Below are 22,664 nucleotides of genomic sequence, written 5' to 3'. Positions count from 1 at the left end.
TCAGGCCGGGCAGTCCTCAAGCACCATTGCAGCGCCCTTTTCAGCGACCATCACGGTCGGGGCATTGGTGTTGCCCGATGTGACCGTGGGAAAGATCGAGGCGTCAATCACGCGCAGCCCCGCCAGCCCATGCACGCGCAGCCGCGCGTCAACCACGCCTTGCGCCGGATCGGGGGCCATCCGGCAGGTCGAGGTGGGGTGATAGACCGTATCCGCGCGGGCCCGGAAATCCTCCAGCCACTGGTCGTCCGAAACCACCTCTGCGCCTGGCACCAGTTGCCCGGTAATGATCTCGGCCAGCGGCGCGGCTTCGGCAATACGGCGGATCAGGGCGATGCCCCGGCGGGCTTCATCGATGTCACTTTGCGTATCGAGGTAATTGGGCTGGATCAGCGGCGACAGCGCAGGATCGCTGCTGGCGATCTCCAGGGTGCCCCGACTGGTCGGGCGGCAGGCGTTGAACGACAGCAGGAACGCTGAAAACGGGTCAGGATTGGCCAGTCTCCGCTCGGATAGCGGGGTCTGGGTATAGCTGACCGGAGAGAAGTAGAGTTGCAGATCAACCCGCGGCGCGTTCGGCGTGCTGCGCACGAAGCCGCCTGCCTGGTTGACGCTCATCGACAATGGCCCGCCCCGGTTCAGGGCATAGTGCAGTGCCGCCTTGGCCTTGCCCCACAGCGGCCCAAGTTCATCATTCAACGTCGGCAATGCGCTGCGATGGAAATAGCTGACCGCCAGATGATCCTGCAGATTCTGGCCAACCGCCGTGTGGTCTGACCGGGTTTCAATCCCCAGCGCCGAAAGCAGTGCGCCAGGGCCGATCCCGGACAGTTGCAGCAGTTGCGGCGAATTGACCGCGCCGCCGCACAGGATCACCTCGCCCTGCGCGCGCGCCTGCCGGATCGTGCCGCGCTGGCGATACTCGATCCCGCTGGCCCTTCGCCCCTCGAACAAGATCCGTGTCGCAAGTGCATGTGTTTCAAGCACAATTTTCCCGCGTCGCAAGGCCGGGCGCAGATAGGCATTGGCGGTTGAGGCGCGGCGACCGTCACGGGTATTGATCTGGAAAATGCCCAGCCCTTCCCCCTCACTGCCGTTGAAATCCAGCGCCCGGGGCAATCCAAGGCTTGCCCCAGCAGCCACAAAACGGTGGCACAGAGGATGCACTTTATCAGAAATGTCGGTAACATGCTGCGGCCCGCCCTGCCCGCGCAGGCCCGGTTCGACGATGTCGCTGTCTTCGGCCTTGATGAAGTGGGGCAGCACATCCTCCCACCCCCACCCGGGATTGCCGAGAGCGCGCCAGTCATCGAAATCATGCGGCTGCCCGCGCACATGGACCATGGCGTTGATCGAGCCTGAACCGCCCACCACCTTGCCGCGCGGCCAATAGGAGCTGCGCCCGCCCAGCCCCGGCACGGGCTGTGTATCGTACATCCAGTTCACGTTGGGATCGAAGTAGGTCCGGCCATAGCCGATCGGCAGCTGGATCCAGACGTTGCGATCCGATCCTCCCGCCTCAAGCAGCAAGACCTTGTGCCGCCCACTCTCGGCCAGCCGACTGGCGACGACACAGCCTGCGGTGCCGGCACCCACGATGATATAGTCAAATTCGTCCATCAGCGCACGGGATGCTGGGTCATTTCGAGATGCAGCATGGTCCCGTTGTAGGGGTGCGCAAGCGCGACATCTTCGTTGATCTCCACTCCCAACCCTGGGGCATCGGGCGGGATCACATGCCCATCCTCGAACCGGATCGGAACCTTGAGAATCTGCGCGTGGAATCCGCTCCAATCCTCGATGCTTTCGAGGATCAAGAAATTCGGCGAACAGGCCGCAAGCTGGACATTCGCCGCGCCGACGATCGGCCCGCAATAGAGGTGCGGAGCGATCTGGACGTGACGGACCTCGGCCATTCCGGCGATCTTCTTGGCTTCGAGCAAACCACCTACCCGGCCCAGGTTCATCTGCAGAATTGCAGCCCCGCCGCAATCGAGCAAGCGGGCGAAATCGTACTTGGTGGCCAGCCGCTCACCCGTGGCGACAGGGATCGAGGTGGCTCGCGCGACCCGCGCGCTTTCTTCGGGCGCATCAGGCGGAACCGGTTCTTCCAGCCACAGCGGATCGTACTTCTCAAGCCGCTTGGCGAGCCGGATCGCCCCAGCGGCGGTCATCTGACCATGGGTGCCGAACAACAGATCGGCACGTGTGCCCACCGCCTCGCGCAGGCGCTTGCAGAACCGTTCAGACAGGTCGAGCGCTTCAAGCGAAAGTTGCCGCCCGTCGAAAGCCGAATAGGGCCCGGCCGGATCGAACTTGAGCGCGGTAAAGCCCATGTCGAGATAGGTCAGCGCACGTTCGGCGGCGAGATCCGGATCATGGTAGACGTCGGTCTGGTCGCCCGGGCGCGGATAGATATAGGTGTAAGCGCGCAGCCGTTCATGCACGCGGCCGCCCAGCAGCTTGTGCACTGGCTGCCCCGCCGCCTTGCCGACGATGTCCCAGCAGGCCATTTCCAGCGCGCTCAGCACACCCATCAGTGTCAGGTCGGGATGCTGGGTAAACCCGCTGGAATAGACCCGCCGCCACATCGCCTCGATGTCGTGCGGATCCTGCCCGGCCAGATAGCGGCCGAACACGTCCTCGATCATTTTCGCGACCAGATGCGGCTCGAACGGCACGCAATAAGCCTCGCCCACCCCGCTGATCCCGCAGGCCGTGGTCAGCTTGACGAACACAAAGTAACGCCCGCCGAAATGCGGCGGCGGATTGCCGACCACAAAGGTCTTGATGTCAGAAAGCTTCATGCGGCGCCGTATCCGTTGATAACCTTGAGTTCGACGAAATCATGGAGGCCCCATTCGCCCCATTCGCGGCCATTGCCGGATTGCTTGAACCCGCCAAAGGGAGAGCAATAATCCTGCCCGGTGCCGTTGAGGTGGACGCTGCCCGCGCGGATCTGACGGGCGATACGGCGGGCGCGGTCCATGTCCTGGCTCTGGACATAGGCAGCCAGGCCATAGGGCGTGTCATTGGCAATGCGCACGGCCTCAGCCTCGTCGGCAAAGGGGATCATCACCAGGACCGGGCCGAAGATCTCCTCGCGCGCCACGGTCATATCGTTGTGAACACCGGCAAAGATCGTCGGGCGGACATAGTATCCGCGATCGAACCCGTCTGCCCGGCCAGGACCGCCACAGACCAGTTGCGCGCCTTCATCAATCCCGGCCTGGATCAGTCTCTGGATCTTGTCGAACTGCGCCTTGCTGCTGACCGGTCCCAGATGCGCACCCGGCCTGGCCGGATCGCCCAGCACGGCGGCGGCCCCCACGCGGCCCGCGATTTCAACCGCGCGGGCATAAGCGCTTGCTTCCACCAGCATCCGGGTTGGAGCATTGCAGGACTGGCCGGTGTTGTTGAAGCAATGCAGCACGCCGCGCGTAACCGCCGCTTCCAGCGCATCATCATCAAATACCAGGTTGGGCGATTTTCCGCCCAGCTCCAGCGAGACTCGCTTGACCGTATCCGCAGCGGACTTGCTGACAATGATCCCCGCTGCAGTCGATCCGGTGAACGAGATCATGTCAACCTCGGGATGCGCGGTCAGCGTTGGACCAACGCTGGCCCCGGTGCCATGAACCAGATTGAACACCCCGGCCGGAAAACCTGCTTCATCCACGAATTCGGCAAACAGCTGCGCGGAAAGCGGGGCCATTTCACTCGGCTTGACCACCATGGTGCAGCCCGCGACCAGCGCCGGGCCGATCTTGGCAGCCAGTTGGTTGATCGGCCAATTCCACGGGGTGATCAGCACGCAGACGCCAACCGGTTCGTGAACCAGCAAGGCCCCTGTGCCAATCGGCCTTTCCCACTCCATCGCCCGCGCCGCGCGCAATGTCTCGGTCAGGTGGCCGGGACCGCATTCCGCCTGCGAATTGTGCGAAAGGTCATGCGGCGCGCCCATTTCGGTTGAGATCGCTGACACCATTGCATCATAGCGGCGCTGGAACACGGCGATCAGCCGCTCAACCAATGCCATACGCGCATCGAGCGGGGTCGTGCGCCAGCCCTCAAATGCCTCCCGCGCCGCGCGCACAGCAGCATCGGCTTCGGCGGGTCCGCACAACGCGACCCGGGCGCAGACTTGTTCAGTGGCCGGATTTACCGCCTCGTGCACACCATTGTCGCCGGGCAGAACCCATTGCCCGGCGATATAGGACAGCAAAGAATCAGACATACCCAACTGCTCGCTTCTGGTCGGCCTCGATGGTCTTCCCGGCGGCCCAATAGTGGTAGGCGGCCCAGAATCCGGTCGGAGCAAGAATCAACAAGGCTGTCCTGAGCGACGCCCCATCTGCCCCGCCCGGCCCGGCGAATGTATCGCTCAGAAAGCCGATCAAGGGCGGAATCACGACGAGGTTAAGGATGTTTGCGAACAGCAACGAGATCGCGACAAACATCGCCCGCATTTTCGACGGGGCCAGATTCTGGACCAGTGCGAAAGCCGGACCGATGTAGAAATAGATCGCGGGAATGAAGATCCACAGCATCAGGGTCGCGAGCGGAAGCGAGTGAGTGTAATAGGCGATGATCGATGGCACTGTCGCCAAAGCGGTGACCACGCTCAGCAATCTGGTGACCTGCTTCGGGCTTGCAAAACTTGGCTTGGTCAGGATCCATGCCGTCAGCAGCGAAGCCCCGATGCCCATCCACAGATGGATCGGACCGGTGATCGCCCCGGCCTCAGCCTCGTTGAGCTGGAAATTCCGTTGCAGGAACGGCGAGGTAAACCACATCAGCCCCCAGCCCCAAAAAGCCGAGAGCCCGCCGCCCATCATGCCGTGCAAGGCAGCTTTTTGCGTGCGCAGGAAGCGCAGCGTTTCCTTCAAGGTCGGCGTTTCCTCGCTCGACACCGCGTCAAGCCGGCCGCGTTCAGGCTCTTTGATCGTCAGCATGATGATCACGGCCAGCAGGACGCCCGGCACGCCGAGCACCAGGAAGGCCATATGCCAGCCATAGGCGTGGCTGATCGCACCGGCCATATCGGCCCCGAGCCATGCTCCGATCGGTGCGCCCAGCGCAAACAGGGTCATCGCCATCGGCCGGCGCGCAGCCGGAAAATAATCGGCCACGATCGAATTGCAGGGCGGTGTTCCGCCAGCCTCTCCGATACCCACGCCGATCCGCGCAAGCAGAAGTTGCCAGAAGGTCTTGGAAAGGCCGCACAGGGCCGTCGCCACCGACCATACGGTAATTGAAAAAGCCAGCAGATTGCGACGATTTTTCCGATCCGCTAGCCAGGACAAGGGGATGCCCATCGTCACATAGAACAACCCAAGTGAAACCCCGCCAACCAGCCCGATCCCGAAATCGGTAAGCTGCAGCTCAGCCTTGATCTGATCCTGCACCTGCGAGAAAACGTACCGGTCAGCGATGCTGATCGTATAGACCAGCATCATGATGAACAGGACGTACCAGCGTTCATAAACCGTCGATTTGTCATCGGCGGTTATCGGTCTTTCTGCCTGCATCATCCCATCCCCCTTCAAGTGTTCGCCAGCTTCGATCCCAGAACCGTACGGAGCGGATCCAGGTAGTCCGAGTAATTCTCCCACTGGTCGACGCCGCTTTGATAGATCGGTTGCCGCACCTGTTCCGAACTGGCCGTGCGCACGGCACGTTCGGTGCGGTGAAAATCGATGCACGCCTGTTCAAACGGCAGGCCCAGAAAATCGAGCAGCCGCCGGACCTGGTTTTCCAGATCAGAGACTACGTCTTCATATTGAACGCGCAGCGCCTTGCCGGGCAGCACCCGGTCCCAGTGATCCATCAGGCCCACATAGTCGCTGTAATAGTGGCCGATTTCCTCCAGCCCGTAAGTGAACTCCTGCCCTTCGGCGAACAGCTGCTTGAAGCCCGAGAAGCAGCAACCCATGGCACCGCGCCGGGCATCAATGATTCGGGCATTGGGCAGGATCAGGTGGATCAGCGCAATGTGCCGGAAATTGTTGGGCATCTTGTCGATAAACAAGCGCTTGCCCAGCTTGCGGTGGATCCTGGTATCGCGGATGAAATGCTCGCCAAACTGGGTCAGCGCGGCGCGGTCCAGTTCGGTCAGGTTGCGGGGATAATTCGCTTCCTCGTCGCGTCGGCGCGCGCCGTCCAGCCGGTGGGCCAGTGACAGGATGTTGGGCAGTTCCAGCGTGCCTTCAACCTCGCTGTGCGATGACAGGATCTGTTCGATCAAGGTCGATCCGGCGCGCGGCAGCCCCAGAATGAAGATCGGATCCGGCGCGGGGCAGCCGGCCCCCTTGAACTGCTCGAACAGCTCCGGCCCGCAATGGTCCTGCTGCAGTCCGATTTCCTTGGTGATCCGCCGCCAGTCATAACCCACTTCGTCACGCTTCAGGCGGTTGCCGCGTTCGTAATAGGCAAAGCTTTCGCCATATTCGCCGCGGTCTTCCAGCGCTTTGCCCAGCGCAAAGCAGAGGTGATAACGGTCCGCCAGCCCAGTTTCGCCGCGTTCTTCAAACGCCCGCATCTGCGCCAGTTCGCTGTCTTCAAAGCGATAGGTCTTGAGATTGGCCAGGCTCCAATAGGCGTCGCCAAAATCGGGTTTGACCTTGTACGCATCGCGGTAGGCCGCGATTGCTTCACCCTGCTGTCCGATCGTTTTCAGCGCATGGCCAACCGACAGGTGCAGCGTAGGATTGCGCGGCATCCGTTCCAGTTGCTGGCGATAGATCCCCAGCGCTTCGTCAAATTCGCCCACGGCCAGAACCTGGTTGGCATAGAGCAGATCGAACTGCCCCATGCCCGGTGCCTTTTGCCGCAGCGCCTTGGCCTGTTCCACCGCATCGCCGAATTTCTGGCGCTTGTTCAGCACGTTGACGTAGTCAAAATGGGCGTTGGTGTTCTGGGGTTCCAGCACCAGGCATGATTCCAGCAGAAACTCCGCCTCGTCATAGGAATTGAACTTCACACCGATTTCCGCGAGCAAACGCATCCCTTCGGTGTGATGGCCATGCTTTTGCAGAAAAGCCCGGCACAGGTTTTCGGCCATGCCCAAACGGTGTTCCTGGATCAACCGGATCACCGCTTGCAATTCATCCGGCAGGCTTTCCAGATAGGCGCACTGTGCCAGGGCAAATTCCGCCGCTTCGCTCTGACCGTTGGCCCGCTGCAATTCCGCAAGGGCGCGCCAGCTGGGGAGCAATCCGGTATTGAGTGCAACCGCATCCTGAAAGGCAGTCAGCGCTTCGGCATCGCGGCCCAGCGCGCGCAGGCACAGTGCGCGTTCCTGGTAGGCGCGGCCATAGCCGCTATCGAGTTCGATCAGCCGCGCGGCGGTGGCCAGTGCATCCAGCGGGCGGCGTGAGAAGCGCTGGATTGCGGCCAGCATGAACAAGGCTTCGCGGTGATCGCTGCGTAGTTTCAGAGCCTGCTGACAGTGTCCTTCGGCCTGCGGCAACTGGCCGCGCTGCAACGCCTGTCTGGCCGCGTCGACCAGCCGGTCGGCTTCCTCCGACTGGGCTGGTACAAGGGTATCGGTCTGTTGATTGGTCACCATGCGGTCAGTTTGGCTTGAGATCCGGCATTGTCCAACACGAAAGCGACTCTCCAAAAGAACGGGGGCAGCACCTTGCGGGCGCCACCCCCGATCCGACCCGAAGAGCCCGCCCCCCGTTCATGATGACGGGGGGCTATCACTCTCACATCTTGTACGAAACGCGCATACCGATGGTACGGGGGCGCGAAGTGGTCACGCGCTTTTCACCGTCGTTGGCGCTGGTGAACAACTGCGGCCGCTTGTCACCCAGGTTCTCACCGTAAATGGTGAGCGACCAGTTGTCCTTGCTGACCCCGATCGAGGCTTCGAAGGTGGTGTAGCTGGGCTGGTTGAACGAGTTCGGCTGAAGCTGGATCGGATCGCCTGGCTTGACGAACACGCCGTTAATTGTCGCATTTGCGGCGTTCGGGTTTGCTGCACTCGGGCAGGTTGCATAGGGCGAGTTGCAGCCGGTGTAGAGGATGTTGGTGTTGGCAATGTCTGACGTGATCGTCTTGCCGACATAGTGCATCCCCGCCGAGATAAACGGCTTGAGCCCGCCTTCCATCTCCCACTCATAGCGGAAGCGCAGGTTGCCCTGGAACTTCGGGCTAAGCGCCAGCGGGCTACCTGCGGGAACCAGCACACCTTGTGCGCAGAGCAAAGTGGCAATCGCATTGCCGGTGCAGCCGGTCAGCTTGGTGTCGTTGTACGAGAAGCCACTCGAAATGGTCAGACCCGCGCTGGGACGTGCGGTAATATCGCCTTCAAAGCCATAGATCCGCGCATTGGCCAGGTTGCTGACGAAGGTCTGGTTCGAGATGTTCTGGTCAAACGCCGCCATCTGGATGTCTTTCCATTCGATCTTGTAGGCCGCCACGTTGATTTGCAGCCGGCGATCGAGCAGGCCCAACTTGGCTCCGAGTTCGTAGTTCTTGACCTTGTCCGGAGCATAGGCACGGTTGGCCGCGCATGCCGCAGCATAGGCTGCCTGCGCCGCAACGCCGCCGTTGCAGCCCTTGCGGTTGAAGCCGCCCGGACGGAACCCTTCGGAGAAGGTGGCATAGATCAGCGAATCCGGAGTGATCTTGTAGGTCAGGTTGCCCTTGAAGATCACGCCCGAGTACTTGGCCGGGTTGATCCCGGCCAGGTTGGTCGAAAGCACCGCGCTGGCAGCAAGGCTGGTCGGCGCGACGGCCTTGGGCACATAGTTGCAGGTGGTGAGGCCAGTCGCCGGATCGGTGCTGACCGTGGCGCAAGTGGCACGCACCGTGCCGGAGAAGCTTGAGCTCGACCCGCCGTACATCGCCGCGCTTTCATCGTAGTACCGCGCGCCACCGGTGATGGTCAGCTTGTCGGGCACGATGTCGAACGAGGCTTCGCCGTAAAGTGCGAACTGGCGGTCACGGCGCAGGATCGTGTTGACGAACCCGGCCCCCGGCAGCACGCCGGCACCAATTTCCTTGTTGACCTGCGGATTTGGCGTCAGATCATAAATGAAGCCGGCGGCCGGCAGGACATAGTTCCACTGGGTAACGTCATAGATCTTGTTGAGATCGTAGAAACCGCCAACGGTTGCCCGCAGCCGGTTTTCGGCCGGAGTGGTGATGCGGAATTCCTGCGTCCAGCGCTTGTTGCGGTCATTGACCTTGTAGCTGTTGGCCGGGGAATAGCAGGTCTGACCCTGCGCCGCCGAAGTGGCATAACCGGCATAATAGACGCCGCGGTCGCAGTTGTAGAACGGCATATAGAGGCCGATGTTGGCGTACTTCGCGTAGTCAGCCTGCTGGACCGAATGGTGGTTCTGGTAGGACGAGGTGAAGATCATATCCAGGATACCCATGCGACCCTTGAGGGTCAGGGTAGACAGGCTGATCGTGTCCTTCAGAGTGTTCGGGCCATACTGCTGAACCTTGAGGTCACCCACCCCCGGCGCATAGTCAAACACGCCGTTGGTCTTGAGCTCTTGATAGAGCGTCATCGCTTCGATCGACCAGTCATCGTTGATGTGGAAATCAACCGTGGCGCGGCCGCCGTTGTAGTTGGCATCGTTGTAATTGTCTTCGATGAAGGCGTTGTTGCTGATCGACTGGCGCAGCGGCACCTTGAAGCCGCCGCTGGTTCCCGTCGCGGTGGCAACGCAGTTCACCTTGCCGACGCAGCTCTGGATCGCCTGGGTAACCAGCAGCGGGTTGCCGGTGGGCAGACGGCCCGGGCCACCCGCATCCCACGGCATGCGATAGGTACCGGCGACGTTGTCGATATAGCCGCCCTGGTGATCGCTGTAGAACGCCAGACGCAGGCCCAGCTTGTCCTTGACGATCGGCAGGTTGATAAAGCCTTCCGCACCAAAGCTGGCCGCACCGCCCTTGGTGGTGGCGGCCATCCCGGTGAAGCCGGCTTCGAATTCGTTGAGGTTCGGCTTGTTGGTGATGTAGCGGATCGCCCCGCCCATCGCGTTCGCGCCAAACAGCGTGCCCTGCGGGCCCGCCAGCACTTCGATGCGGTTGATGTCGGTTGGGTGAATGTCAAGGTTGCGGCCCGGGGTCGAAGCGGGGGCATCGTTGAGATAGAGCGCCACGTTGGGCTGCACGCCCGCCACGCCGAGGATCTGCGACCCGGCGGTGTCCGTCGACAGCCCGCGGATATAGACCGACGAAATGCCCGGACCACGCGAAGCGGTGCGGACCGAGGGCAGGTATTCAACCAGCTTTTCGAAGCTGGTGACGTTGAGCTGTTCAAGCTGCTTGGCACCAAGCGCCTGAATCGCGACCGGAATGCGGTTGGCCGATTCTTCGCGCCGCGTTGCGGTCACCACGATATCGTCCACGCCCAGCGACGTCTCGGCGCCACCGGCATCCTGAGCCCAGGCAGCACTGCCACCGGCCCCGAACATCGCCACTGCGGCGATCGCGCTTGAAATCTTGAGTGCTGCTTTCACTTAACCCCTCCCTAGAAACACCATGACGGCACGAGGTGACGGTACTGACCCTCAGTACCCCAACCCCCATTGTCAGGCCTCGGAACTTTCCGTCCCGCAACTCGGCACGACAAAGTCACCCATTATGCTGGGATCGGACAATGCCTTTTTTTCATGGCATCAAAACTCATTCCGATAGAAATCACGGGAATTGCAGCTCTCAATCAAACCTGCTTATGCTCGGCTCAGCGCATGGACCTTCGGCGTTGCCCCCCATAGCCCCTGCACGCGATGGCCACCTGGCCGCCACTCCAGACAGCAGATCCATAAAATGACCCGTGAATCCGAAATGTTGGGCATGCTCGAAGCCAATGGCATCGCCTGGTCGCTGCACGAGCACGAGGCGGTTTTTACCGTCGAGGAAAGCGCGCGGCTCCATGCGGAGATCGCCGGGGCCCACACCAAAAATCTGTTCCTGAAGGACGCTGGCGGCCAGTTCTGGGTCGTCACCGCGCCGCATGACGTCTCGATTGACCTCAAGGCGCTGCCCGCCGCGATCGGTTCGAAGAAAGTCAGCTTCGGCAAGGCCGAGGCGATGGAGGAACTGCTCGGCGTGGTCCCGGGTTCGGTTACCCCGCTCGCCGCGTTCAACGATACGGCGCAGGCGGTAACTTTCGTGGTCGACCACCGCCTGGCCGATGCGGACACGGTCAACGTCCACCCGCTGCGCAACACCGCCACACTGGGCCTGTCCGGCGCGGACCTGCAGGCCTTTCTGCGCCTGACCGGGCACGAACCGGTGGTTACCGAGCTTCCGGCCCGCGTATGAGCATCAGCCTGTTCGAACTGTTCAAGATCGGGATCGGTCCGTCGAGCTCGCACACCGTTGGCCCGATGGTTGCGGCGCGGCGGTTTGGAGACTGGATGGCACTGCAGCCGGAATTCGCGGCGGTGCGGCGGATCAAGGTTGAGCTCTATGGCTCGCTGGCGCTGACCGGCAAGGGCCACGCCACCGACAACGCCGTGATCCTGGGATTGGCGGGTGAAGCGCCCGCGACAGTTGATGTCGAAGCTGTCCCCCAGATCCTGACCCGGATCGCTGAAGCGAAGCAGATCGTGCTGGGCGGCCAAGCAGTCGCATTCGATCCAGCATGCGACATAGTTTTCTTCCAGCGCAAGCGGCTTCCCTATCACACCAATGCGATGGCTTTTGTCGCGCTTGATGGTGCGGGCGCAGAACTGGCGCGGCGGCTCTATTACTCGATCGGCGGCGGCTTCGTGGTTGATGAGGACGAGGCCGGCAGCAACGAGAACGCCGGGGTGGAGCGCTGCGCCCTGCCCTATGACTTTTCTTCGGGCACTGAACTGCTCGCACTGGGCGAAGCGAGCGGCAAGAGCTTTGCCGATCTGGAATTTGCCAACGAATGCGCCCGCCGCCCCGAAGCCGAAGTGCTGGCCGGGATCGATGGAATCGCTCAGGCGATGTCGGATTCGATCGACCGGGGCTGCCGCGAGACCGGAATACTTCCCGGCGGGCTCAATGTGCGCCGCCGCGCGCCATCGCTCGCCGCTGATCTGGCGGCCAACCATGGATCAAACCTGGGCGATCCACTCGCGATCCTGGACTGGATCAACTTGTGGGCCATGGCCGTCAATGAAGAAAACGCAGCTTGCGGGCGCGTTGTAACCGCCCCCACCAACGGTGCTGCGGGGATCATCCCGGCAGTGATGCGATTCCACGATCGCTGCTATCGCGGCACGGCGGAAACCCGCCGGACGTTCCTGCTTACGGCGGCGGCAATCGGCGCGCTTTACAAAAAGAACGCCTCAATTTCCGGGGCGGAAGTTGGATGCCAGGGCGAAGTCGGGGTGGCTTGCTCGATGGCAGCGGCAGGACTGGCAGCGGCGCTGGGCGCAACCAATGCCCAGGTCGAGAACGCCGCCGAAATCGGCATGGAGCACAACCTGGGCCTGACTTGCGATCCGGTGGGCGGGCTGGTGCAGATCCCTTGCATCGAACGCAACGCGATGGGCGCAGTCAAGGCGATCGACGCCGCGCGCCTCGCCATGCTGGGCGATGGCACGCATATGGTCAGCCTAGATAAAGTCATCGAAACGATGCGCCAGACCGGGCTCGACATGCGCGACAAGTACAAGGAAACCTCACTTGGCGGGCTCGCGGTCAACGTGCCGGCCTGCTGACTATTTCGGTCTTAACCTGTGTTGTGATAGACGAAGCCTCTCAAACAAGAGGTTCCGATGCAGCTCCAGCACTTGCGCTATTTCGTCGCCCTCGCCCGGGCGCGCCATTTTGCCGAAGCCGCCAATGCCTGCGGGGTGTCGCAGCCGACGCTGTCCGCCGGACTGGCGGCGCTTGAGCAGGAGCTTGGCAAGCGGCTGGTTGAGCGTGACCGCCGCTTCATCGGCCTGACAGCGCAGGGCGAGGCAATCCTGCCCTGGGCCGAACAGGCGCTGGGCGCGGTGCGCGGGCTGAGCCAGGCCGCCAGCGCCAGCACCCAGACACTTACGGGGGAGTTCCGGCTGCACGCCATTCCCGCCGCACTGGGGCTGGTCGGCCCGTTTGGTGAGGCGCTGCTGGCGGCCAATCCCGGCCTGACCCTGTCGATCCAGACTGGCACTTCACGTGAAATCGAGCAGAGCCTGCTGGTCAACGAGTTCGACGCTGGCCTGACCTATCTTGACCATGAACCGCCCGCCAACATGCTGACCGCCCCGTTGCATCTTGAACAGTACGCCTTCATCGCCCGGCGCGATCGCGGGTTCGATCAGCGCGAAAGCATCGGTTGGGAGGAGCTGGCCGAGCTGCCGATGTGCCTGCTGCACCAGGGCATGCAATATCGCCGGATCCTTGACCGCCAGTTCGCGATGCGCGGACTTTCGGTCAACCCTGTCGCAATCGCAGACAGTTATATCTCGCTGATTTCGCTGGTGCGCTCGGGAGCCTTCGTTTCGGTGGTGCCGGATGGCTATGCCCGGCTGATGCAGGGGATGGACTGGTGCCGGTTCTTGCCAATCGAGCCGGCGGCAGAACTTCGCCGGGTCGGTCTGGTTGTAGTCAATCGCGACCCCTTGGGAGCGATGGCCCGCGCCGGACTTACCGTGGCGCAGCGACTTGACCCGAGTACGTTGATAGATAAATTCTATCAAACATGACAAATTCCGATTTGACCAATGTAACAATCGGGAACAATCGGGCGCGATGGGAGCCACTGAACTAGACCGGATCATCGCCGCACATGCTGGCCGCAAGGGTGCCTTGCTGCCGATGCTGCATGACATCCAGCACGCCTTCGGCTGCGTCGATGCCGCTGCTGAACGAGCCATCGCCGAAGCACTGAACCTCAGCCGCGCGGAAGTGCATGGGGTAGTCAGCTTCTACCACGATTTCACACCCGCCCCCGATCCGCGCCCGGTCGTCGAACTGTGCCGCGCCGAAGCCTGCAAAGCGCGCGGGGTTGAGGCGCTGGTTGATGCGGCGGAAGCGGCCGCTGGCGAACGTGTGAACCTCAAGCCGGTCTATTGTCTCGGGCTGTGCTCGATGGGCCCCAGCGCGCGAGTGCGCGGCAAACTCTATGCCGGGCTCGACGAAGCCGAGCTGGTCAATCTGGTGAAAAGCGCATGACTCTGGTCCGAATTTCCGACGATGCGCTGGCTGTGGCGCTGGGCGCTGACGAGCTTGCCGATGCGTTCGCCAAGGCCGGTTGCACGGTTGAGCGCGTGTCGAGCTGGGGCATGCACTGGCTGGAACCGCTGGTCGAGATGGGCGGCATGGGCTTTGGACCGGTCAAGGCGGGCGATGTCGCCGCGATCCTAGACGGGACCAGCGCCAAGGCGATTGGCAAGATCGAAGATCACGCCTTCATCGCGGGCCAGCAGCGGCTGACCTTTGCCCGCGCCGGGCGCACTCGCCCGCTCAGCCTGGACGACTATGCCGCAACTGGCGGCTGGGCCGGACTGGATCGCGCCCGCGCGATGAGCGCGGAGGACGTGGTCGCCGAAGTGATCGAAAGCGGCCTGCGCGGCCGCGGCGGCGCGGGCTTTCCCGCCGGGATCAAGTGGCGCACCGTGCTGGAAGCCAAGCGCGCCGAGAAATACGTGGTCTGCAACGCTGACGAAGGCGACAGCGGCACTTTTGCCGACCGGATGCTGATGGAAGGCGATCCGTTCCAGTTGATCGAGGGTATGGCGATTGCCGCCCATGCCGTTGGCGCGCAGCAAGGCTACATCTACGTCCGCAGCGAATACCCGCACGCGATCGCCAAACTGGAAGCCGCGATTGCGCTGGCCGCCGCCAAGATCGCGCCGTTCACGCTGGAAGTGCGCGTTGGCGCCGGGGCCTATGTCTGCGGCGAGGAAACCAGCCTGCTCAACTCGATCGAGGGCAAGCGTGGCGAAGTGCGCGCCAAGCCGCCGCTGCCCGCGCTGGAAGGGCTGTTCGGCTGCCCGACGGTGGTCAACAACGTCCTCACCCTTGCCGCGATCCCGCACATCATGACCGAGGGCGGTTCGGGGCTTTACGCGCAGCTGGGGATCGACCGGTCCAAGGGGACCATGCCGATCCAGCTGGCGGGCAACATCAAGCACGGCGGGCTCTATGAAACCGCCTTCGGGATCACGCTGGACGCGCTGGTCAATCAGATCGGCGGCGGCACGGCGTCGGGCCGCCCGGTCAAGGCGGTGCAGGTTGGCGGGCCGCTGGGGGCCTACGTGCCGCCCAGCCAGTTCCACCTGCCGTTCGATTACGAAGCCTATGCCAAGGCCGATGCCCTGATCGGCCACGGCGGGATCAGCGTGTTTGACGACACGGCGGACATGGGCGCGATGGCGCGCTTTGCGTTTGAATTCTGCGCGGCGGAAAGCTGCGGCAAATGCACCCCCTGCCGGATCGGGAGCACGCGCGGGGTCGAACTGGTCGACCGGATCCGTTCGGGCGGCAAGGTGATGGCCGACGCGGTTGAGGCACTGCCGCAGATGCACAATGCCCGCAAGGCCGGTCGCAGCCGCGAGGAAGAGCTGACCCTGCTCGAAGACTTGTGCGAAACGATGCAGAGCGCCTCGCTTTGCGCGCTGGGCGGTTTCACGCCCTATCCGGTGATGTCTGCGCTGAAGCACTGGCCTGAAGACTTTGGAGGAGAAGCCTGATGGGCTACGAACGGCAGGCCGATTTCGGCACCCCTGAAGTGACCAGTGACATCGCCGTCACCCTGACGGTCGATGGCCGCGAAGTGACCGTGGCCGCCGGAACCAGCGTGATGCGCGCCGCCGGTCAGTGCGGCGGGGACATTCCCAGCCTTTGCGCGACTGACAGCGTCAAGGCCTTCGGCTCGTGCCGGATGTGCCTCGTCGAGATCGAAGGACGGCGCGGCACTCCGGCCAGCTGCACCACACCGGTCGAACCGGGCATGGTGGTCCACACCCAGACGCCGAAACTCGCCAAGCTGCGCCGTTCGGTGATGGAACTCTACATCTCCGACCACCCGCTCGATTGCCTGACCTGCAGCGCCAACAACGATTGCGAATTGCAGGATACCGCCGCGCAAGTTGGCCTGCGCGATGTGCGCTATGGCTATGATGGGGCGAACCATCTCGGAGCGGAAATCGACACCTCGAACCCCTATTTCGATTTCGACGCCAGCAAATGCATCGCCTGCTCGCGCTGCGTCCGCGCCTGTGACGAGGTTCAGGGCACCCTTGCCCTGACCATCGACGGGCGCGGCTTTGCCAGCAAGGTTTCGGCCGGTCAGACCGGTGACAATTTCCTCTCCAGCGAATGCGTCAGCTGCGGGGCCTGCGTGGCCGCCTGCCCGACTGCGACCTTGCAGGAAAAGGCGGTCAAGGAAATCGGCAAGCCCGAACGCGCCGTCGTCACCACCTGCGCCTATTGCGGCGTCGGCTGCACTTTCCGCGCCGAAATGAAGGGCGAACAGCTCGTCCGCATGGTGCCGTGGAAGGACGGCAAGGCCAACCGCGGCCACTCTTGCGTCAAGGGCCGCTTTGCCTGGGGCTATGCCAACCACCAGGACCGCATCACCAAGCCGATGATCCGGGACAGCATCGATGAGCCTTGGCGCGAAGTCAGCTGGGACGAGGCGCTGGGCTATACCGCCGGCAAGCTCAACAGCATCAAGGCGCAGTATGGCGCGCGAGCGCTGGGCGGGATCACATCCAGCCGCTGCACCAACGAGGAAGTCTGGCTGGTCCAGAAGCTGATCCGGTCGGGCTTTGGCAGCAACAACGTCGATACCTGTGCGCGGGTCTGCCACTCGCCCACCGGTTATGGCCTGTCCAAGACCTTTGGCACCAGCGCGGGCACGCAGGACTTTGACAGCGTGATGGACGCCGACGTGGTGATGGTGATCGGCGCCAATCCCACCGACGGCCACCCCGTGTTCGCCAGCCGACTCAAGCGGCGGCTGCGGCAAGGCGCGAAGCTGATCGTGATCGACCCGCGCCGGATCGACATGGTCCGCAGCCCGCATATCGAGGCGCAGCACCACCTGGCGCTGCAACCCGGCACCAATGTCGCGGTGCTGACCGCCATGGCCCACGTGATCGTTACCGAAGGCCTGGCCGCCGAACAGTTCATTCGCGAACGCTGCGACTGGGATGAGTATCAGGATTGGGCAGGCTTCGTGGCGCAGGATCGCCACAGCCCCGAAGCGCTTGAACCGGTCACCCGCGTTCCCGCCGAGACCTTGCGCGCCGCCGCGCGGCTTTTTGCCACGGGCGGAAACGGCGCGATCTATTACGGGCTGGGCGTGACCGAGCACAGCCAGGGCAGCTCGACCGTGATGAGCATCGCCAACCTCGCGATGGTCACCGGCAACATCGGCCGTCGCGGCGTAGGCGTGAACCCGCTGCGCGGGCAGAATAACGTTCAGGGCAGCTGCGACATGGGCAGCTTCCCGCACGAACTGCCCGGCTATCGCCACATCTCGGGCAAGGAAGTGCGCGACAGCTTCGAAGCGGACTGGGGCGTTGCGCTTGATCCCGAACCGGGCCTGCGCATTCCCAACATGCTTGACGCTGCAATCGATGGCAGCTTCCGCGCGATCTATATCCAGGGTGAGGATATTCTCCAGTCCGATCCCAACACCCACCACGTCGCAGCGGGCTTGAAGGCGATGGATCTGGTGATCGTCCACGACCTGTTCCTCAACGAAACGGCCAACTATGCTCACGTGTTCCTGCCGGGCAGCACGTTCCTGGAAAAGGACGGCACGTTCACCAATGCCGAACGCCGCATCCAGCTGGTGCGCAAGGTGATGGAACCCGCCAACGGTCTGCAGGACTGGGAAGTGACGCAGGAACTCGCGAAAGCGATGGGTCTGGGCTGGAATTACCAGCACCCCAGCGAAATCATGGACGAGGTCGCCCGCCTCACCCCGACTTTCGCCGGGGTCAGCCACGCCCGGCTCGATGCCGAAGGCTCGCTGCAATGGCCGGTCAATGAAAAGGCGCCCGATGGCAGCCCGATCATGCACGTCGATGGCTTTGTGCGCGGCAAGGGCAAATTCATGGTGACGGACTATGTCCCGACCGATGAAAAGACCGGCCCGCGTTATCCGCTGCTGCTGACCACCGGCCGCGTGCTGAGCCAGTACAATGTCGGCGCGCAGACCCGGCGCACCGGCAACAACGTCTGGCATCAGGAAGACCTGCTGGAAATGCACCCGCTCGATGCCGAGAACCGGGGACTGAAGGATGGTGACTGGACCCGTCTGGCCAGCCGCACCGGCGAAACCACCTTGCGCCTGACCGTGACTGACCGGGTTGCGCCAGGCGTGGTCTATACCACGTTCCACCACCCCGCGACGCAAGCCAACGTGGTCACCACGGAGTATTCCGACTGGGCCACCAACTGCCCAGAATACAAAGTGACTGCAGTGCAGGTCCTGCCCAGCAACGGGCCCAGCGAATGGCAGGAATCTTATGCCAGCTGGTCCGAAAAGAGCCGCCGGATCAAGCGCGTGGCGGCGGAGTAACCCCAAATGGATATCGAACGCCTGCGCTATATGGCCAACCAGATCGCCCGCAACCTTGCCCCTCAGGGTGAGGCTGCGGCGGTGGACGCAACCTTTCAGCACCTCCGCGATTTCTGGGACCCGCGCATGAAGGCCGGCATCCTTGGCGGAGAACGCGAAGGGCTTGATCCGATCGCCAAAGCGGCGGTGGAGCGGTTGGCCAGCCCGGCCTAACCCAAAAGCGCCGCCTTTTCGCGCTCCCGGCTGGGCGGGTGGCCGAACGTCTTGCCATATTCACTGGCAAAGTGCGCGGCCGAGGCGAAGCCGGTTGCCACGGCCACTTCCAGCATCGACAGCCCGGTTTGCTGCACCAGTTGCCGCGCGCGGTTCAACCGCAAGTCGCGGTAATAGCGGCCCGGGCCAGTGCCGAGTTCGGCGGCGAACAGCCGTTCCAGCTGACGGAGTGATAGCCCCGCGCGCTCAGCCAGATCGGCCAGCGGCAGCGGCGCTTCCAGGCTGGCCTCCATCGCCGCGATCGCATCAAGCAAGCGCGGATGACGCACGCCCGTGCGTTCGGACAGGTCAAGCCGCTGCGGCTGGGTGGGCTTGCGAGCCGAATGGTGCAGCATCTGGTCCGCCACCCGCGCAGCCAGTTCGCGGCCAAAATCCTGGGCGATGAAATGGATCATCAGGTCCAGCGGCGCGGTGCCGCCCGAACAGGTGAAACGGTTGCCATCGATTTCGAAAATGCTCTGCGTTACGTCCAGCGACGGATAGTTTTCCGCAAGTGAATCAAGGTCTTCCCAGTGTCCCGTGCAGCGCCGCCCATCGAGCAACCCGGTATCCGCAAGCACGATGCTGCCCGAACAGACACTGCCGATCAGGCAGTCCTGGCGCGAAAGCTTGCGCAGCAGCGCCGAGATACCCGGATTACGGTGATCATAGGCGTTTACGCCCGCACAGACCACCACGGCATCGACTGTTGCCCTGCCGGTCAGGGGCCCGTCCACTTGCACGATCGCTCCATTGCTGGCCCGAACGGGCTGGCCATCAGCACTTAGCGTGGTCCAGCGATAGAGCTCGCGCCCGTGCATCCGGTTCGCCGCGCGCAGCGGCTCGATCGCGGCGGTAAAGGGCATCATCGAAAAGTCCGGCACCAGCACAAAGCCAAAGCTGCGCGGCCATTTCAGCTGCGAACGATATGTTTCCTCAAGCACTCGCAATGCTTATTTGTCATGTCGGAAAAATGCAAGAATTTGTCGCTTTTCAGATATACCGTCATGGCCCGCAAGCGCATTATGCCAGTGCTAGCAATGCCCCGGCTGGGGCCGAAACCAATGAGGGGTGCCCATGTCCGACGGCGAAGAAATCATCCTGCGCGACCTTAGCGATGCTGATCTGGTCGAACAGATGAAGGACGACCTTTACGACGGCATGGCTGCCGAAGTCCACGAAGGCACCCAAATCCTGCTCGAACGTGGCTGGGACGCCAATGACGTGCTGTCAGAAGCCCTGGTGGAAGGCATGCGCATCGTCGGGATCGATTTCCGCGACGGCATCCTGTTCGTTCCCGAAGTGCTGCAATGCGCCGGTGCGATGAAGGGCGGGATGGAACTGCTCCGCCCGATTCTGGCCGCCAGCGACAGCAAAGCCAGCCTCGGCACCTATGTGATCGGCACGGTCAAGGGTGACATTCACGACATCGGCAAGAACCTGGTCGGCATGATGCTGGAAGGTGCAGGCTTTGAAGTGATCGACCTGGGGATCAACAACCCGGTCGACAACTATCTGGCCGCGATCGACAAGCACAACCCGGCGATCATGGGCATGTCGGCGCTGCTGACCACCACCATGCCCTATATGGGCGTGGTGATCGAAGAACTGGAAAAGCGCGGGATCCTCAAGAACCTGCCGGTGATGGTCGGCGGAGCCCCGCTCAACCAGGAATTCGCCGACGCGATCGGTGCGACCAGCTATGGCCGTGACGCTGCGGTCAGCGCGGAACTGGCCAAGGCGCTGGTCGGCAGAAACCGTTAATGAGCGACGCTGCGCGCCGGACCGGTGGCCGCCAGGCTAGGCTGGGCCGCCGGGCGCGGCCGCAGGAAGCTGAGGCGGCCCAGCCGGAATCGCTCGTCACCACCAGCGCCAATCCCGATGGGCCGGTGCTGGTCTTGGCCTGCGGCGCAATTGCCAATGAAATCATTGCCCTGCGCGAACAACTTGGCGTGACGGACGATGCCATGGTGCTGCATTGCCTGCCTGCGGAACTGCACAACCGCCCGGGCCAGATCGCGCCGCGCGTGGATGCCTTTCTGTCCGAGCATCGCCACAAGTATTCGCGAGTGATCCTGGGTTATGGCGATTGCGGCACCGGCGGCGCGCTCGACAAGGTGCTGGAACGGCATGAGGCGAACCGGCTGCCGCATGCGCACTGCTATGAATTCTTCGCCACGACGCCGCGCTTCAACCAGATCACCGATGCGGAGATCGGCAGCTATTTTGTGACTGATTTCCTGGTCCGGCATTTCGACCGGCTGGTGTGGGAAGGTTGCGGCCTCGATACCCGGCCCGAAATGCTCGAAACCTATTTCGGCAACTACCGCGACCTTGTGTACCTGGCCCAGACGGACAACCCGGATCTGCAGACCAAGGCGCAGGAAGCGGCGGCGCGGCTGGGCCTGAACTACGTCTATCACAAGGTCGGCTATGGCGATCTGGCCGAAGCGATCAGGGAGGCCGCCGATGTATAGGGTCCGGCTGTGGTCGGTGCGCCATTCGCGCAAGATGGAATGGCTCTACGCCACGTTCAATCCCATGGTGGTCAAGCTGCTGCGCGGAACAGTGAAAGTGTTCGGCAACAAGCTCGACAAGCCGATCACCGCTGTTGAAGCCGCCGCCAAAGGGTTCTTCTTCGATTGCAAGATGTGCGGCGATTGCGCGTTGTCCAAAACCGGCATGTCCTGCCCGATGAATTGCCCCAAGACGATCCGCAACGGCCCCTGCGGCGGGGTGCGCGAGAATGGTCACTGCGAAGTGAAGCCCGAAATGCGCTGCGTCTGGGTTGCGGCGTGGGACGGGGCTTCGCGGATGAAGGACGGCGATGCGATCAAGAATGTGAACTTCGCGGTCGATCACCGCGCCAAAGGCACCTCCTCGTGGTTGAAGATGGCCCGCGATGACTGACCGGGCGCAGTTTGACGAAGCCGGGCTCAACCCCGGCGATCCGCTGCCGATCCTGCCCGGCCATGTCTCGCACGGGCGGTTTGAACGCGTGCTGCGCGCCGGCCACTTCGCGATTTCGACCGAGATCGCCCCGCCCGACAGTGCCGATCCGGGCGAAGTATTGCGCCGCGCCGCGCTGTTTGACGGGCATGTCGATGCGATCAACGCCACCGACGGTTCGGGCGCGAATTGCCATATGTCGAGCCTGGGGGTCTGCGCGCTGCTGACGCGGGAAGGCTATTCGCCGATCATCCAGGTCAGTTGCCGTGATCGCAACCGCATCGCGATTCAGGGCGACCTGCTGGGCGCAGCGGCGCTGGGAGTCTGTTCGGTGCTGTGCCTGTCGGGCGATGACGTATCGGTAGGCGATCACCCCGAAGCCAAGCCGGTGTTCGATTTCGATTCGGTCTCATTGCTGCAAACGGTGAAGACTCTGCGCGATGAAAGCCGGTTCCTGTCGGGCCGTAAGCTCGATCTGCCGCCACAGCTGTTCATGGGCGCATCGATCAACCCCTTTGCCCCGCCCTATGCCAACCGCGTCGATCAGTTCGCCAAGAAAGTTGCCGCCGGGGCCGAATTCGTCCAGTCGCAGTATTGCTTTGATATCGAAATGGCGCGTGAATTCATGGCGCGGGCGCGGGATCTGGGCTTGCTTGAGCATTGCCACGTGTTGATGGGCGTGGGCGTGCTCGCCTCGGCCAAGACCGCCAAGTGGCTCAAGGGCGCAATCCCCGGGGTGCATATTCCGGACCAGATCATCCGTCGCCTCGAACAGGCCGAAAAGCCCAAGGCTGAAGGCCGGGCGATCGCGGTTGAGCTCATGCAGCAGCTCGCCGAGATCAAAGGTATGAGCGGCATTCACCTGATGGCCTACAAGCAGGAAGAATGGGTTGGCGATATCGTCGCCCGCTCCGGCGTGCTGCAAGGGCGCAAGCCCTGGGCCCCCAGCCATCTTCACCATTCCAAACAAACCGCCAACGCGTAAGGA

At 62.8% G+C, this 22,664-nt stretch carries 18 protein-coding genes; 11 read left to right on the top strand and 7 right to left on the bottom strand.

Annotated features, from left to right (window positions below):
* From MNBBLIKP_RS13385 to MNBBLIKP_RS13360, 6 genes are all read right to left on the bottom strand, one after another.
* Positions 1–1,620 carry a GMC family oxidoreductase gene (locus MNBBLIKP_RS13385; protein ID WP_088310752.1) on the bottom strand — a complete coding sequence of 540 codons (1,620 nt, stop codon included), beginning with the start codon at positions 1,618–1,620 and terminating at the stop codon, positions 1–3.
* A complete protein-coding gene (locus MNBBLIKP_RS13380) occupies positions 1,620–2,807 on the bottom strand; it encodes a mandelate racemase/muconate lactonizing enzyme family protein (protein ID WP_088310751.1) in 1,188 nt (395 codons plus the stop codon). The genes MNBBLIKP_RS13385 and MNBBLIKP_RS13380 overlap by 1 nt, the downstream gene beginning before the upstream one ends.
* A complete protein-coding gene (locus tag MNBBLIKP_RS13375) occupies positions 2,804–4,237 on the bottom strand; it encodes an aldehyde dehydrogenase family protein (RefSeq protein ID WP_088310750.1) in 1,434 nt (477 codons plus the stop codon). Before MNBBLIKP_RS13375 ends, MNBBLIKP_RS13380 begins: the two co-directional genes overlap by 4 nt.
* The gene (locus MNBBLIKP_RS13370; RefSeq protein ID WP_088310749.1) at positions 4,230–5,534 is read right to left on the bottom strand and encodes a spinster family MFS transporter; all 1,305 of its coding nucleotides are present in this window, start codon (positions 5,532–5,534) and stop codon (positions 4,230–4,232) included. The genes MNBBLIKP_RS13375 and MNBBLIKP_RS13370 overlap by 8 nt, the downstream gene beginning before the upstream one ends.
* Before the next feature lie 11 nt (positions 5,535–5,545).
* Complete coding sequence (locus MNBBLIKP_RS13365) at positions 5,546–7,570, bottom strand: tetratricopeptide repeat-containing sulfotransferase family protein (protein WP_088310748.1); 2,025 nt, start codon at positions 7,568–7,570, stop codon at positions 5,546–5,548.
* Between the two features lie 142 nt (positions 7,571–7,712).
* Entirely contained in the window at positions 7,713–10,490 is a 2,778-nt protein-coding gene (locus MNBBLIKP_RS13360) for a TonB-dependent receptor (RefSeq protein ID WP_140420607.1), read from the bottom strand.
* A gap of 310 nt (positions 10,491–10,800) precedes the next feature.
* On the opposite strand from MNBBLIKP_RS13360, the gene MNBBLIKP_RS13355 reads away from it, so the two are divergent.
* Genes MNBBLIKP_RS13355 through MNBBLIKP_RS13325 form a run of 7 tightly spaced genes read left to right on the top strand, consistent with a single transcriptional unit; the run spans position 10,801 to position 18,688 of the window.
* Positions 10,801–11,298, top strand: coding sequence for a prolyl-tRNA synthetase associated domain-containing protein (locus MNBBLIKP_RS13355; RefSeq protein ID WP_088310746.1), 498 nt, complete (start codon positions 10,801–10,803; stop codon positions 11,296–11,298).
* Positions 11,295–12,671 carry an L-serine ammonia-lyase gene (locus tag MNBBLIKP_RS13350; protein WP_088310745.1) on the top strand — a complete coding sequence of 459 codons (1,377 nt, stop codon included), beginning with the start codon at positions 11,295–11,297 and terminating at the stop codon, positions 12,669–12,671. The genes MNBBLIKP_RS13355 and MNBBLIKP_RS13350 overlap by 4 nt, the downstream gene beginning before the upstream one ends.
* A 57-nt stretch (positions 12,672–12,728) precedes the next feature.
* On the top strand, positions 12,729–13,643 hold the full coding sequence (locus MNBBLIKP_RS13345; protein WP_088310744.1) for a LysR family transcriptional regulator: 915 nt from the start codon (positions 12,729–12,731) through the stop codon (positions 13,641–13,643).
* Positions 13,644–13,689: 46 nt separating this feature from the next.
* Positions 13,690–14,112, top strand: a complete 423-nt coding sequence (locus MNBBLIKP_RS13340) for an NAD(P)H-dependent oxidoreductase subunit E (protein ID WP_088310743.1) — start codon at positions 13,690–13,692, stop codon at positions 14,110–14,112.
* Positions 14,109–15,632, top strand: coding sequence for an NADH-ubiquinone oxidoreductase-F iron-sulfur binding region domain-containing protein (locus MNBBLIKP_RS13335; protein WP_088310742.1), 1,524 nt, complete (start codon positions 14,109–14,111; stop codon positions 15,630–15,632). The genes MNBBLIKP_RS13340 and MNBBLIKP_RS13335 overlap by 4 nt, the downstream gene beginning before the upstream one ends.
* Positions 15,632–18,475, top strand: coding sequence for a formate dehydrogenase subunit alpha (gene fdhF / locus MNBBLIKP_RS13330; RefSeq protein WP_088310741.1), 2,844 nt, complete (start codon positions 15,632–15,634; stop codon positions 18,473–18,475). The genes MNBBLIKP_RS13335 and fdhF overlap by 1 nt, the downstream gene beginning before the upstream one ends.
* A gap of 6 nt (positions 18,476–18,481) precedes the next feature.
* Complete coding sequence (locus MNBBLIKP_RS13325; protein ID WP_254913054.1) at positions 18,482–18,688, top strand: formate dehydrogenase subunit delta; 207 nt, start codon at positions 18,482–18,484, stop codon at positions 18,686–18,688.
* Here MNBBLIKP_RS13325 and MNBBLIKP_RS13320 read toward each other — a convergent pair.
* Positions 18,685–19,671 carry a GlxA family transcriptional regulator gene (locus MNBBLIKP_RS13320; protein ID WP_217896688.1) on the bottom strand — a complete coding sequence of 329 codons (987 nt, stop codon included), beginning with the start codon at positions 19,669–19,671 and terminating at the stop codon, positions 18,685–18,687. The genes MNBBLIKP_RS13325 and MNBBLIKP_RS13320 overlap by 4 nt on opposite strands.
* 133 nt (positions 19,672–19,804) lie before the next feature.
* On the opposite strand from MNBBLIKP_RS13320, the gene MNBBLIKP_RS13315 reads away from it, so the two are divergent.
* From MNBBLIKP_RS13315 to MNBBLIKP_RS13300, 4 genes are read left to right on the top strand one after another with little or no spacing between them, the layout of a single operon-like run.
* The gene (locus MNBBLIKP_RS13315; RefSeq protein WP_088310740.1) at positions 19,805–20,491 is read left to right on the top strand and encodes a corrinoid protein; all 687 of its coding nucleotides are present in this window, start codon (positions 19,805–19,807) and stop codon (positions 20,489–20,491) included.
* Positions 20,491–21,204: a DUF1638 domain-containing protein gene (locus tag MNBBLIKP_RS13310; protein WP_088310739.1), complete on the top strand. Its 714-nt coding sequence runs from the start codon at positions 20,491–20,493 to the stop codon at positions 21,202–21,204. Before MNBBLIKP_RS13315 ends, MNBBLIKP_RS13310 begins: the two co-directional genes overlap by 1 nt.
* Positions 21,197–21,637: a methylenetetrahydrofolate reductase C-terminal domain-containing protein gene (locus tag MNBBLIKP_RS13305; protein WP_088310738.1), complete on the top strand. Its 441-nt coding sequence runs from the start codon at positions 21,197–21,199 to the stop codon at positions 21,635–21,637. Before MNBBLIKP_RS13310 ends, MNBBLIKP_RS13305 begins: the two co-directional genes overlap by 8 nt.
* A complete protein-coding gene (locus tag MNBBLIKP_RS13300; protein WP_088310737.1) occupies positions 21,630–22,661 on the top strand; it encodes a methylenetetrahydrofolate reductase in 1,032 nt (343 codons plus the stop codon). Before MNBBLIKP_RS13305 ends, MNBBLIKP_RS13300 begins: the two co-directional genes overlap by 8 nt.
* Positions 22,662–22,664 lie beyond the last annotated feature (3 nt).

The sequence above is a fragment of the Novosphingobium sp. B 225 genome (assembly GCF_002198665.1).
GTDB lineage: Bacteria > Pseudomonadota > Alphaproteobacteria > Sphingomonadales > Sphingomonadaceae > Novosphingobium.
The sequence above is the reverse complement of the archived record's forward strand: the minus strand, read 5'-3'. Positions and strand labels throughout refer to the sequence as shown.

Excerpts from the sequence above, each read along its gene's own strand:
- MNBBLIKP_RS13305 (WP_088310738.1), top strand. The coding sequence starts at position 21,197 with ATGTATAGGGTCCGGCTGTGGTCGGTGCGCCATTCGCGCAAGATGGAA.
- MNBBLIKP_RS13300 (WP_088310737.1), top strand. The coding sequence starts at position 21,630 with ATGACTGACCGGGCGCAGTTTGACGAAGCCGGGCTCAACCCCGGCGAT.
- MNBBLIKP_RS13355 (WP_088310746.1), top strand. The coding sequence starts at position 10,801 with ATGACCCGTGAATCCGAAATGTTGGGCATGCTCGAAGCCAATGGCATC.
- MNBBLIKP_RS13335 (WP_088310742.1), top strand. The coding sequence starts at position 14,109 with ATGACTCTGGTCCGAATTTCCGACGATGCGCTGGCTGTGGCGCTGGGC.
- MNBBLIKP_RS13345 (WP_088310744.1), top strand. The coding sequence starts at position 12,729 with ATGCAGCTCCAGCACTTGCGCTATTTCGTCGCCCTCGCCCGGGCGCGC.
- MNBBLIKP_RS13385 (WP_088310752.1), bottom strand. The coding sequence starts at position 1,620 with ATGGACGAATTTGACTATATCATCGTGGGTGCCGGCACCGCAGGCTGT.
- MNBBLIKP_RS13365 (WP_088310748.1), bottom strand. The coding sequence starts at position 7,570 with ATGGTGACCAATCAACAGACCGATACCCTTGTACCAGCCCAGTCGGAG.
- MNBBLIKP_RS13310 (WP_088310739.1), top strand. The coding sequence starts at position 20,491 with ATGAGCGACGCTGCGCGCCGGACCGGTGGCCGCCAGGCTAGGCTGGGC.
- MNBBLIKP_RS13370 (WP_088310749.1), bottom strand. The coding sequence starts at position 5,534 with ATGATGCAGGCAGAAAGACCGATAACCGCCGATGACAAATCGACGGTT.
- MNBBLIKP_RS13315 (WP_088310740.1), top strand. The coding sequence starts at position 19,805 with ATGTCCGACGGCGAAGAAATCATCCTGCGCGACCTTAGCGATGCTGAT.
- fdhF (WP_088310741.1), top strand. The coding sequence starts at position 15,632 with ATGGGCTACGAACGGCAGGCCGATTTCGGCACCCCTGAAGTGACCAGT.
- MNBBLIKP_RS13325 (WP_254913054.1), top strand. The coding sequence starts at position 18,482 with ATGGATATCGAACGCCTGCGCTATATGGCCAACCAGATCGCCCGCAAC.
- MNBBLIKP_RS13340 (WP_088310743.1), top strand. The coding sequence starts at position 13,690 with ATGGGAGCCACTGAACTAGACCGGATCATCGCCGCACATGCTGGCCGC.
- MNBBLIKP_RS13350 (WP_088310745.1), top strand. The coding sequence starts at position 11,295 with ATGAGCATCAGCCTGTTCGAACTGTTCAAGATCGGGATCGGTCCGTCG.
- MNBBLIKP_RS13375 (WP_088310750.1), bottom strand. The coding sequence starts at position 4,237 with ATGTCTGATTCTTTGCTGTCCTATATCGCCGGGCAATGGGTTCTGCCC.
- MNBBLIKP_RS13380 (WP_088310751.1), bottom strand. The coding sequence starts at position 2,807 with ATGAAGCTTTCTGACATCAAGACCTTTGTGGTCGGCAATCCGCCGCCG.